We start from the raw sequence: 12297 nt of genomic DNA, 5'->3' as shown, positions 1-12297 counted from the left end.
TATATGAAAAAAATAAAGCTCGCACTTACTCTAGTAATTACTGCATTATTTGCTGCCTGTGACGCTACCTCTTCTGACTCACTCACTCTCGATTCAGGTAAAGCATTCAAATCGACTGTACAACTGGATGAAAAGAGCAGCGCTGAGAGCGTATTATCCTCTGATATGGAACCCCAGATCCAAGAGGATTTCAATACAACAGACTGGGCTCCGCTTATTACCAGAACACCGGCAAAACAAGCTCATGAACCATTTTTCCTACCTGACGAAAACGTAAAAAAGATTAGAGATTTCTTTAACAAAAACCAAAATAGAAAACAAATAAAAAACAGACAATTTGAGGAGACTGCATATGGTTTTTTTAGTGTCATTCAGTATTATGATGACACTATCTTAGATTACTCGTTGGACAAAGTGAATAATAAATATTTTGTCAAGATGTCTAACTTAAGAGGTAACTATCAACCACATGAACCGTTTAATAACACCCATAAAGATGCCGTATATAAAATGTTAAATATAAGCGGGGCAGATAACCCTGAAATATTTTTTCAACAGCTCATAAGTAGCCCTAAGATTACCAAATATAAAGGATGTACTGTACAACAAAAACAATCGAAGTATGCGATGGTGGATTTGACATCATGTGAGTTTGACAATAGAACAGATTTGTCTTTGTATAACCCTAAATCTAAACCTTAGAATAAGGCAAATCATACCAAAATAGCTACGCCAGTCATGTAGCAGTTTGATGGTGAAGAAGGATAAAAATATAAAATCCTATTATTCAAGCAATCAAGGCATGTTTGGTATTATGTTTAAAAAAATTTTCATTACTCTAATCTGCTTTAGCTTTCTTTTCTTAGCTACTGCTTGCCAAGCAGAAAAAGAGGCTGTTATGCCTGATAAACCCATTGAAATTTCATTAAACATGACTGCTAAAGAGTTATACGACACAAACCCTGAGTATAAAGCTTTTCAAGAAGCGGACGCTCAGCCTATGGGCGTTACTTTCCAAGGTTACGACTTTCCAGGATATAAAGAGCCTACTGTCATTATTAAATATCCTAATGGTGAGTTAAGTATTGACGGTGTTATGTCAGTCTTGGCTTACGACGATGACGAACAAGCAAATTACAAACTCTCAAAAATCAATCTTGGCTTTTTATTCAACCATAAAGTAAGCGGTATATCAGACGAAAACGCTTATAAAAAAATGATGTCTTTCTTTAAACAGCTACAAGATAAAGGTTGGACTTATGCTAAAAATTTAAGTGAACCTCGTTTAAGCCCTAAAGACAGCTTTACATTTGCCACAAAAGAAGGTGGAAATGACTTTAATCTTGATTACACCTACCCTTTGAACTTTGAGCAATGGATGCAGCTCAGTGATTTACAAATATGGCAACTGCGACATGGTACAGATGTATTTATGAATATTAGAATAAATAGGCAAAGTGACCCTGAAACAGGCAACCGTCATTACCTGATTAGCTTAGATGTTTTCGATGAGTTGGAATTAATAAAACAAGGTGTAATGGACAAAATTCATGCTAGAGATTAGAAGGTAGTCGCTAATAGACATAATTCATGCTATTTGAGTGTCTTTGACCATAAAAAGTCTTTAATAAACCGTAACTTACGATACTCATTTAGCCCATGATGACTGTGTAATTGTCGCTTAAGCTCACTGAATAACCCTTCGAGAGAATTAGTGGTATTTGGTAGGTCTAAATGCCCATATTCTTAATAAGTAAACAACCAATCGCTATTGGTCCTTAAGCTACGATAAGCACTTCTAAGACGCTTGTGGGTGTACCACGTTCTGCCAGTATCCTCATTGGTACTACGTTCATTAAAATAGGCTTCATGAGTCAGATACCAGTGATCTAAGCGATTTACAAAGGCATCTTTATCAAGCTGTTTTATTTCTAAAGTAAGTCGTCTGAGCTCGATACTGGCACTATTCTTAGGGCGACGTGTTAAATAGCGGGTCACTATTTGCACTTGATGAAACTGGCACATCTGGCAAGGGATGCGGGTGAATAACGTCCTCAGTCCTCGTCTACCATCACAGGTGATGCTTTGTATATCAACGCCTAACGATACTAGATGATCAATTCCCTGCTTATAAGCACTATTGGTTTCATGACTGACTATCGCATAATTAAGAACGGTTCTAGTGGTGTTGTCCATAAAGACCATTAAACCAAACTTGCGACCAAAGTAAGTGGTGTCCATGATGATATTAGCAGTCTCAGGACGTTTAACTGGATACTCAATACTGACTTTATCTAAGCGTCTTTGAATGGTTTTAAGACTACAGTGATATTTATCCGCCAGTTGTTGGTAGGTCTGTTTTCCTTGCGTATATTCAGTCCAAAGCGTTCGGTTATTAGGTCTTTTGCCACCTAAAAACTGCCGCCTGCAAGCTAGATATTGATACTGCTGTTTGCCAAGCTTACGTCCATTCTTCTTGGTGTGTTTATCACTACAAAAAGGGCAGTTTTTTGATTCATGGCGTTGATTCCTTGGAAATATAGACAGTATATAGCGTTAGACCCTACGTCAGCATGAAAAATGTTCATTACACCTAAAACAAATAATCCCTAATAACTATGATGAATCTTTGCCTAAAGAATATAGTAAGCTTTATGGTGGACTTCCTGAAGCTAGACTTTTTTTCGAGACTAAAGCCATCAAAATGGGATTGAAGATTCAGCAAGATCAACCTGACTATACTTTACCACTAGTACTTAAAGAAACAGGCATAGATACTAGTGAGTTTGTCTCTATCGACCCTTATAAAATAACTTATGAAGAGTTTATGCAGCGTAAAGAAGCTGGCGAAGACATGACTCCTTATTATGAAAATAAAACCAAAGCCAATAAACCTGAAATTACCAGTCAAGCAAAAGGACGTTGCCTAGCTGGTCAGCCCTGCCCTAAATCAGGCTACTGGTTCACGCAAGCAAAATCTGACAGTCGTGCTTACTTTAAGCAAGGCGACATCATGCCAGACTATCCAAACAATAACTGGGGTCAAGTTATTTGGCATTTTGAGGGTGAAAAAGGTTAGTTTGTTATTATGTTACTTAGCCACCTTCGGGTGGTTTTTTATATTTATTACTCTCCACTCAAGATCAAACCCACACACAATCTGGACATTACAACCATCAACACTACATACCTACTCTGACTCAAACCGCACTGGGTGGTCTAACCCCTTTCGTTTGATCCATCCTCATGCTTTTTGAGCCGCCATTTAAGTTTTACTGCATTTGCCAATCAAATGGCATTTGATGATGACCACGTAACGCCATCATTAGCGTCTGTTGCATCTGCGCCAATACTTCGTTGGTATACGGTATAGCAGGGACACCCCATACTGGATTTGGCCATTGCATATCGTTCTGATAACGGACGATATGATGAAAATGCAGCTGCGGTACTTGATTGCCCAGTGCTGCCACGTTCATTTTGTCGGCTTGAAAGGTCTTGGCCAGTTGGCTTGATAACCAGCTTGACTCACGCAAAAACTGTACTTGGTCTGCCTCAGACAGCTCATATAACTCTTTGATGCCTGATACTCGTGGCACCAATATCAACCAAGGAAACTGGCAATCATTAATTAGACGACAAGTCGATAAAGGGAAATCCCCCACTAAGAAACTATCAGCAGCAAGTTTATGATGAAGTTGGAACATAATGACGGTTCTCTTGTTATGACACTTGAATAAAAGGAAATGAATTAAAAACTTAATGGGTTATAGCCAGTTCAATATGAAAAAGATACGACAAATAAAGCATCCAGCTGGGATGATTTTTAGAGCGAATCGACTGTATAAAGATAATAGGCTAAATATAGAATGGTGCTATTTTATCAGTTATCCAGTTGATAAAATAGCACCATGACTGATTGCCTTGGAATGTTCGTTTGGCGTAGCATAGTTGACGCCTGTACCTGCTAAGCCGTTGCTTAGAACAAAGCTAAACAGGCTCTGTCACCATATGCTCACTAAAGTAGCGTAATAGCTCTTGTATCACAGTGACGCGCTGCTGCGGTGTTGCCAGTTTATCGGCATCTTGGTAACGAACACCAGACGCACCATTCATACGATAGCGCTGTCCATTGCTCTGAATCAATTTAATAATCGCTAACGCATCAACGGGTGTATCAGGCGCAAATTCCAACGTCATACTATTACTATTGGCATCAATTTTATTAATCTTTAGTGGCTCGGCTTGTATACGCAGTCCGTGAATGGCAAAAAGCTGCTTGGTTTGATCGGGTAATATACCAAAACGGTCAATCATTTCGGTACGGATATCAGTGAGCGCTTCTTTATCATCGGCATTACTGATACGTTTATAAAACAACAAACGCTGATGCACATCGTGTAAATACTCTTCTGGTATCAATGCCGAGCTATGCAGATTAATTTCGCTAGTCAGTGACAATGGCGTACTCAAATCAGGCTCTTTACCCGCTTTAATCGCTTTTGTCGCGCGCTCCAGCATGTCCATATATAAACTGAAGCCAATCGCCTGCATATTACCGCTTTGCTGCTTACCAAGTATCTCACCAGCCCCGCGAATCTCTAAATCTTCACTTGCCAGCATAAAGCCTGCACCCAAGGTGTTAGCTCGTTCAATGGCATGCAATCGACGCTTGGCATCGCCTTTGAGACCTTTAATAGATGGCACAAGTAAGTAACAATAGGCTTGATGATGGCTACGACCTACACGACCACGCAGCTGATGCAATTGCGCCAAGCCAAACTTGTCAGCGCGCTCAATGATAATGGTATTGGCATTCGGCACATCGATACCGGTTTCAATAATGGTCGAGCATATCAGCACATTGAATTTTTTATGATAATACTGCTGCATTACCTGTTCAAGTTGGCGCTCTTGCATCTGTCCATGAGCCACACCTACTCGCGCCTCTGGAACTAGCTCGCGAATGGTCTCAGCCATACGTTCGATACTGGCAACATCGTTGTGAAGCAAATACACCTGTCCCCCACGCAGTAGCTCGCGCAAGATAGCCTCTTTCATTAATGCTTCTGTTTTTTGCATGACAAAGGTTTTGATCGCCAGACGACGAGCAGGTGGCGTAGCAATAATCGACATATCACGCATACCGGAGAGCGCCATATTAAGCGTTCTAGGGATTGGTGTCGCTGTCATCGACATACTATCTACATCGGTCTGAATGGCCTTGATACGCTCCTTATGACGCACACCGAAGCGATGCTCTTCATCGACAATCATCAGGCCCAAATTAGAAAACTTCACATCGGGCTGTAATAACTTATGCGTACCGATAACAATATCAACTTTACCAGCCGTCAAGTCAGCCAATACCGTATCTTGATGCTTTTTACCGCCAAAACGCGACAGCGTTTCGACTCGTACCGGCCAATCAGCAAAGCGATCGCGAAAATTGTCTTCATGCTGACCTGCCAGCAAAGTCGTCGGTACCAATACCGCTACTTGATAGCCAGCACTAACCGCAATGAACGCAGCGCGCATAGCCACTTCAGTTTTACCAAAACCCACATCACCGCAGATAAGGCGATCCATTGGTTGGTTTTGTCTCATATCCTCCATAACGGCATGGATAGCATTGGCTTGATCGGGTGTTTCTTCAAAAGCAAATTGACTGGCAAACAGCTCATACTGTGACGAGTCGATTTTAAAGTGAATACCAACTTTGGCTTCACGCCTTGCTTGCATATTTAGCAGTTCAGCAGCGACATCATGAATTTGCTCCAAAGCTTTTTGCTTGGCTTTGTCCCATTTGCCGCTACCGATTTTATGCAATGGCGCAAGTGCAGGATCACCGCCACTATAACGACTGATCATTTGTAGATTGGCGACTGGCACATAAATACTGGCATCATCAGCGTATTTCAAATGAATAAACTCTTGCTCGCCATCACCCACATCTAGTGTAATCAGACCATTATAGCGACCGATACCGTGCTCGATATGCACCACAGGGCTGCCTTCGGTTATCTCGGTGACGCTTTTAACCAAAAACTCTTCTGACACACCGCTTTGACGACGGCGACGCGTTTGCAGTACTTGCCGACCAAATAATTGTGTCTCACTAATCAGCACCAAACGCTCAGGAACATATACACCGCGCTCAATGGGTGCAACGGTTAGCCCAACCTGCGGTAGCTTTTTAGCATTAAGCCCAGTAGTTTTATCAGCGGCTAGAAACGCCTCAAAGCTATCATAAGCTTTGATATCTATTTTACCTTTAAACAGCTCAATGAGAATCTCACGGCGACCTGCTGTTTCGGCAACGATTAATACTGGTGTCGCCGTTTGCGCTTGTAGCGCTAAAAATTCTAATAACTCTGTGAGAGGTTCAGCTTTTTGATGGTTCACTGATAATTGCGGTGGCTCTAGCGCGCTTAACGTCACCAAGCCTTGCTGTTTATTTGCCGCAAGTGGCAGTTGTGGCTGTGAATCTGACTGTTGTTCAACCTCTAACAATGCATCATCGCTATCAATCGCAGCGACATCCGTCATGGTAGCCAGCTCATTGCGCGCACTTAAAATCACGCGTGGATAGTGGTTGAGGTGCTCGTTTAAAGTATTTGATAATAAATACAACAATTCAGGGGCGACAATAGGCTTGTCAATATCATGACGACGCTCTTCATAACGGCGCTGAATCTGTGACCAGTAATCTGCTTGCTTTTCGTTGATTAGCTCATCTGTTATAAATAAGGCATCGCTTGGCAAATAGGCAAATAAGCTACTCTCCGCCTCCCAATCCTTTAAATCAAAAAATAATGGTTGGTAGTATTCTAATCCGCTACTGGCGATACCTGCCATCACATCTTTATGCAGCTCAAACTTACGACTACTGGCACTAGGGAACATGGCAGCAAAGTTGGTGCGGAAAGTCTCACGCCCTTCATCGAGCGGAAACTCTTTCGCCGGTAGGATTTGGAATTGCTCAATAGGCTTTGAGATATCTGGCAGTTTATGCAGTAGCGATAGTGACTCTTTGCCCATACTACTGTCATTGCCGCTCATCATCGTTTTGAGGTCATCGACAGTCAGTGTGCGCTGGGTTTGCGGATTAAAGAAGCGAATGGTCTCGATTTCATCGTCAAACAAATCTAGACGTAGCGGAAATGGCTGACCCATCGCAAAAATATCAATGATGCTACCGCGTACGGCAAATTCGCCCGGCTCAAAGACATTCTCAACCGCACGGTAACCTGCCTTTGCCAATAGACCGCGTTGAGTGTTGATATCAAATCGATCACCCACACTCAAATCAAAATGCTGCCCAATCAGCCAACTTGGCGGGGCGACCCGATGCATCAAAGCTTGAACCGAGATGAGCAGCACCCCTGTCGTTGGCATATCGGTTAATAGATTGATACGCTCACTGACAATATCTTGATGCGGGGACAGCTCATCATAAGTCAACGTCTCCCAATCGGGGAACACATAAGCATCGACCCCGCAAAATGCCAATTCCGTCTCTATCTGATTGAGCTGGTTTTGGTCACGGGTTACCACAACCTTCAAACGGTCAGCAACATCCCATAGCGGTGTTTGTACCAGACTTGCCAACCATAAACTGCTGACGGCCCCATGCACAGGAGCCAGCCAACGCCGCTGGGCATTCTGGATAGGAAACAACTGCTGGTTAATCGGGTCAAAGGCGTCAGTCAAAGCAGTGATAGGCATAAAGGATAGGATCAATGTTAAGAGTCAGAAAGCTATTATACGAATATTTCAGCAATTACCAAAATTTATGCCGTAACGGTTTGTCACTTAGCATTTTTATTAAAAAACCAACAGCTAAATAGTTGATAAAAATCATATTCGTACATAAAGACAGGATGATTAAATGTAAAAACCTCAACGGTTAAGCTGAGGTTTTCGAGTTATATTCATTAAGCTGTTTTTAAATTATAAGCTGTTTTTAAATTAATGGCTTGTCGCTAGCGATAATGCCATTATTATCTGCGTAGACAAACATACCAGAGTTTAGCGTCAAATCACCAAAGCTAATTTCAATGTCCGTCTGGCCTTCATCGCGGCGATTCGACTTGCGCGGGATACAACCAAGCGCCATGACCCCGATGTCCATTGCTGCCATATCATCGACATCACGAACACAGCCGTACATCACGACCCCTGCCCAGTCATTATCAATCGCTGACTGCGCAATCATATCGCCTAACAGCGCGCAACGCATTGAGCCACCACCGTCGACCACCAATACTTTGCCATTACCGTCTTGGTCTTTACCATCGCTGTTCAGTAATGACTTTACACGGCTATTGTCTTCAAAGCATTTCACCGTCACGATTTCACCGCAAAATCTGTCTTTGCCACCAAAACGATGAAACGACTTGCCTTCGATATTAGGCAGACATACCTGCGACTCAGGATTGGCATCCAATAAATCACAGGTCACAAAGTTCTCTTTATTCATTGCGGTTGATTCTGGCATCGTGTCTGACATGATCAAGCTCCCTAACTACTTATGATTGATTTTAACTTTTTTTGATATACTACTTAGGCTATTTTTTCACTCTGGTCATCGCCAGCATCTGCTTATTTTCGATAATATTAGTATGCTTAATTAGCGGTTCCGTACGGTATTTACTACGCTGATAAATATCATTGGCGCTCATCGCCATTGCACTAGCGACGCGCTTGGCAGAAATGGGATGCAACGATAAAGACTCTGACAATAACGGTGAGATAAGTTTAAAGGCTTTTTGACCAAGGCTTTCAAGCGGACGTCCCTTGTGTTTGCCAAGTAACAATGACGGACGAAAAATCACTAGCTGCGCAAAATCTAATGCGCTAATTGACTGCTCAGTTTCAGCCTTTACTCGATTGTACAGAAACCGACTGTCGATATCGGCGTTCATTGAAGACAATAAAAAGAAATTTTCAACGCCTTTATCGCGGCATAGTTTGGCAAAGTTCATATTATAATCATGATCGACTTTTCGAAACGCTTCGTCACTGCCAGCCTGCTTTTTTGTGGTGCCGAGGCAACTAAAGGCATCTGTCGTTCGATCAACACCCACACTGACAAATATTTCGCTTAGATTGTCGAAGTCATTGACCTGATAAAAGCGCATACTGGCATTGATGTAGCGTGGCGGATGCCGTGCAATCACAATCAACGTGTCGTAAAGCTCACTCAACTGTTTGACAAGGTGTTCCCCCACCAATCCTGTCGCGCCAATCATAATTGCTTTTCGCTGCATACCTTATCCATTTATATAATGTTAGAAAATCCATGATTATGAGAAGACATATCCGTAAAGACAGATTGCTCCTCTATCATACCTAAATTAACAGATAACTGAGCTCATTAAGCACAGTTTATTGTAAGAGATTTTGTCAGTGATAGGTATGACTTGGCAACTGACTTTGCTCTTAATAGCCTAATAAAGTAAAATATTAGCAAATAGTCTAACTACTTTGAGCATTAACCATCAAATATATTGTTCTAAGCGCAATAATTTGCTAAGATAACCGGCTTTACACGTCAACGCTGTTTAATTATTCCAAACAGTTCTGACGCTTGCGATGATCTATTGATATTAGATACCCTATTAATATCAGACATCGACATCATGTTTGGCGAGAGGCTGCTCGTCACCGATGATTGTTAAACCCATTATTGCAATCAACATTCATATTTTTATCTGTCTTTATCAAGGAGATACGCGTGGCTAATACTGCACAAGCTCGTAAACGCGCCCGTCAAAACACCAAACGTCGTCAGAACTCTGCGTCACAACGCTCTATGGTTCGTACTTACTTAAAACGTGTTGATGCGGCAATCGCAGCTAAAGATTATGACGCGGCTACCGAAGCTTACAAAAAAGCGGTACCGGTTCTTGATCGTATGGCTGACAAAGGTATTATTCATAAGAATAAAGCTGCTCGTCGTAAGAGCCGCCTAAACAAAACAATCAAAGGCCTTCAAGCTTAAGATTTGTCCTGTTTAGACCGTAAGCATAAAAAAACCTTGTCACTGGTTCTAATACTGGGGCAAGGTTTTTTTATGCTATTCTTTTTTGTACATAGATATTTAGGAGAGGCTCAGTGGAATCAATGACTAAGCGTGCAATCGTGATCGGTGGTTCGTTAGCTGGGCTGTTTTCAGGGACACTATTACGCTCTATCGGCTGGCAAGTAGATATTTACGAGCGTTCTGCTCATGATTTGGATAGCAGAGGCGGTGGTGTTGTTTTGCAAGCTGATGTCGTGACTGCTCTTAAGAAGGCGGGAATTGCGACAGACAAGCTAGGCGTCGATGCTCTTGAGCGCTATTATCTGCAAAAAAATGGCTCAATTGAAAAAATGGCCATGCGTCAGACGCTCACCTCTTGGAATATTCTCTATCGCTCGATGCGAAGATACTTTCCAGATAAGCATTATCATCAAGGTAAAGTATTAGCGCAGGTACAATCAAAAGGCGCTAAGGTAACAGCTGTCTTTGTTGATGGCTCTTGTGAAACTGGAGATTTATTGATTGGTGCTGACGGGCCAAATTCAACTGTGCGCCAACAGCTTTTGCCCACTTATGAGCCTCAATATGCAGGTTACGTGGCTTATAGAGGTTTGATCGACGAAGCTGACTTAGCGCCAGAAGTGGCTAAGATATTTACTGAACGGTTTGTATTTTATGACTTTCCAAACTCGCACATTTTGGCCTACGTCATTCCTGGTGAAAACGAATCGCTGGTTCCAGGAAAACGCCGATTTAACTGGGTTTGGTACGTTAATTATGATGAGAAAACGGAGTTAGCTCATATACTTACCGACAAAAACAGTAAATGTAGAACGCATTCTGTGCCACCAGGAATGATGTCGCCTGCTGTTGATCGAGCAATGCGAAGCTACGCAGATCTTGTACTCGCTGACCCCTTCAAAAAATTAGTAGCCGCGACTAAAGAGCCTTTTGTACAGTCGATTTTAGACTTAACAGTGCCGCAGATGGCTTTCGATAGAATGGCACTGATAGGAGATGCCGCTTTTATTCCTCGGCCTCATACAGCAGCGGGTACAGCAAAAGCAGCAGCAAACGCTATTTCGTTGGCAGAGGCACTCGTTGACCATAGTCATAACGTTCCTAAAGCCTTACAGGCATGGGAGAGCAATCAGCTATCACATGGCATGCAATTATGGAAACAGGGTCGCAGTGTGGGTGATCGTTCTCAGTTTTCTTATGGTAAAAGCCGAACAGAGGGATAAAAAATAAAATTCGACTGATTTTCCATTTTTGAGATGAATGAGTCAAATTTATGCTTAATAAGCATAAAACCCCTTAATAAATTAAGTCCACTTCACTTTTGGTGGCAGCAATAATTTGCTAGGATGAAAGCCAGCAGCACGGTAACCGTCTAACAAAGTACTAACAGGGCGTATATAAACCTCACCACGCCAGATAAAATAAGCATTCGCCTGATCAAAGGGCTTGTCATCGAACCATAAAAACACCCCTTCCATCATCTTAGGCCAATCATTCCAATCGATTTCGGTCACATCAAGCATTACCGCCAAAAAAGCTGATAACAAAGTATCATGACTAACAGCGAGCATCAAATGCCCGTGCTGGGGCTGATGTTGATAAAAGAGCGATAAAATATCAAGACCACCTTGATAGGCATTTTTAGTCCCTTCAAGATTGCCTTGTAAAAAACGATTAATAAAGTTAAGCACACCAATTTCTTTGAATACGACATTGGCAATCTCAGGTTCAGTCACCAGACTGCCCGGCTCCACCAGCAATGATTGATGAGCAATATGACGCTGTAATCCCGCCCCTTCTTGCATCAATTGTGCTGTGTCAATGCAGCGCCCAATCGGACTGGAGATGCTATCGACATCGAGCGAATACGGCAGATGTCCTGCTAGCCAACGCCCCCAAGACTTGGCCAATATGCGACCTTTAGGCGTGAGCGGCAACTGATAACTGGCAAAACCGTTACCATCAGAACGCTCGCGTAGAGAGTGCCTAGTAAATAAAATCAGTCGCTTATTATCAGGTAATAAGCTGACCGAAGAGATCATACTATCAGGTAAATGTGACGGCGCAGGCGCACTTGGCGTGTGACTCGCAAACTTATCTACGGATAGTTTTGACTGGGTATTAATAGGATATTTGCTCATGCTAGCAAGCCTAGCAGATTTTTTATCAGGAATGAACAAAATATAAATCCAGTTGCAATATAAGCAGCGATAATGAATGGACTTTTAAGACCAATAATGAATGATAGA

11 protein-coding genes are annotated in these 12297 nt (G+C 42.2%); 5 read left to right on the top strand and 6 right to left on the bottom strand.

The window, feature by feature from the left end; all coding sequences use genetic code 11:
- The first annotated feature begins 3 nt into the window (after positions 1–3).
- Positions 4–702 carry a hypothetical protein gene (locus tag IE130_RS01645; RefSeq protein WP_189580720.1) on the top strand — a complete coding sequence of 233 codons (699 nt, stop codon included), beginning with the start codon at positions 4–6 and terminating at the stop codon, positions 700–702.
- Positions 703–754: 52 nt separating this feature from the next.
- Positions 755–1564 carry a hypothetical protein gene (locus tag IE130_RS01640; protein WP_189580717.1) on the top strand — a complete coding sequence of 270 codons (810 nt, stop codon included), beginning with the start codon at positions 755–757 and terminating at the stop codon, positions 1562–1564.
- 182 nt (positions 1565–1746) lie between these two features.
- Here IE130_RS01640 and IE130_RS14440 read toward each other — a convergent pair whose 3' ends face one another.
- Positions 1747–2541: an IS256 family transposase, variant Zn-binding type gene (locus tag IE130_RS14440; protein ID WP_415635593.1), complete on the bottom strand. Its 795-nt coding sequence runs from the start codon at positions 2539–2541 to the stop codon at positions 1747–1749.
- A gap of 163 nt (positions 2542–2704) precedes the next feature.
- On the opposite strand from IE130_RS14440, the gene IE130_RS01630 reads away from it, so the two are divergent.
- Entirely contained in the window at positions 2705–3079 is a 375-nt protein-coding gene (locus tag IE130_RS01630; RefSeq protein WP_189580714.1) for a hypothetical protein, read from the top strand.
- A gap of 193 nt (positions 3080–3272) precedes the next feature.
- Here the strand turns inward: IE130_RS01630 and IE130_RS01625 are convergent, their stop codons facing one another.
- The 4 genes from IE130_RS01625 to IE130_RS01610 form a co-directional block, all read right to left on the bottom strand.
- On the bottom strand, positions 3273–3707 hold the full coding sequence (locus tag IE130_RS01625; protein WP_189580711.1) for an HIT domain-containing protein: 435 nt from the start codon (positions 3705–3707) through the stop codon (positions 3273–3275).
- Positions 3708–3990: 283 nt separating this feature from the next.
- Positions 3991–7728, bottom strand: a complete 3738-nt coding sequence (mfd, locus tag IE130_RS01620; protein ID WP_189580708.1) for a transcription-repair coupling factor — start codon at positions 7726–7728, stop codon at positions 3991–3993.
- Positions 7729–7966: 238 nt separating this feature from the next.
- Entirely contained in the window at positions 7967–8482 is a 516-nt protein-coding gene (gene rraA, locus IE130_RS01615) for a ribonuclease E activity regulator RraA (RefSeq protein ID WP_227676129.1), read from the bottom strand.
- A gap of 88 nt (positions 8483–8570) precedes the next feature.
- Positions 8571–9272, bottom strand: coding sequence for an NAD-dependent epimerase/dehydratase family protein (locus IE130_RS01610; protein ID WP_189580705.1), 702 nt, complete (start codon positions 9270–9272; stop codon positions 8571–8573).
- A 467-nt stretch (positions 9273–9739) separates the two neighbouring features.
- Between IE130_RS01610 and rpsT the strand changes: the two genes are divergently transcribed.
- Positions 9740–10006, top strand: a complete 267-nt coding sequence (gene rpsT, locus IE130_RS01605; RefSeq protein WP_010200097.1) for a 30S ribosomal protein S20 — start codon at positions 9740–9742, stop codon at positions 10004–10006.
- A gap of 122 nt (positions 10007–10128) precedes the next feature.
- Positions 10129–11271, top strand: coding sequence for an FAD binding domain-containing protein (locus IE130_RS01600; protein WP_189582463.1), 1143 nt, complete (start codon positions 10129–10131; stop codon positions 11269–11271).
- Positions 11272–11352: 81 nt separating this feature from the next.
- On the opposite strand, the gene IE130_RS01595 is transcribed toward IE130_RS01600, so the two are convergent.
- The gene (locus IE130_RS01595) at positions 11353–12189 is read right to left on the bottom strand and encodes a histidine phosphatase family protein (RefSeq protein WP_189580702.1); all 837 of its coding nucleotides are present in this window, start codon (positions 12187–12189) and stop codon (positions 11353–11355) included.
- Between the last annotated feature and the right edge of the window lie 108 nt (positions 12190–12297).

The organism is Psychrobacter glaciei (assembly GCF_014652895.1).
Classification (GTDB): Bacteria; Pseudomonadota; Gammaproteobacteria; order Pseudomonadales; family Moraxellaceae; genus Psychrobacter; species Psychrobacter glaciei.
This window is presented reverse-complemented; position numbering and strand designations above follow the sequence as displayed.

Bases quoted from the DNA above. Each gene is read 5' to 3' on its own strand.
- IE130_RS01625 (WP_189580711.1), bottom strand. From the start codon at position 3,707: ATGTTCCAACTTCATCATAAACTTGCTGCTGATAGTTTCTTAGTGGGG.
- IE130_RS01595 (WP_189580702.1), bottom strand. From the start codon at position 12,189: ATGAGCAAATATCCTATTAATACCCAGTCAAAACTATCCGTAGATAAG.
- mfd (WP_189580708.1), bottom strand. From the start codon at position 7,728: ATGCCTATCACTGCTTTGACTGACGCCTTTGACCCGATTAACCAGCAG.
- IE130_RS01600 (WP_189582463.1), top strand. From the start codon at position 10,129: ATGACTAAGCGTGCAATCGTGATCGGTGGTTCGTTAGCTGGGCTGTTT.
- rraA (WP_227676129.1), bottom strand. From the start codon at position 8,482: ATGAATAAAGAGAACTTTGTGACCTGTGATTTATTGGATGCCAATCCT.
- IE130_RS01630 (WP_189580714.1), top strand. From the start codon at position 2,705: ATGGGATTGAAGATTCAGCAAGATCAACCTGACTATACTTTACCACTA.
- IE130_RS01610 (WP_189580705.1), bottom strand. From the start codon at position 9,272: ATGCAGCGAAAAGCAATTATGATTGGCGCGACAGGATTGGTGGGGGAA.
- IE130_RS01645 (WP_189580720.1), top strand. From the start codon at position 4: ATGAAAAAAATAAAGCTCGCACTTACTCTAGTAATTACTGCATTATTT.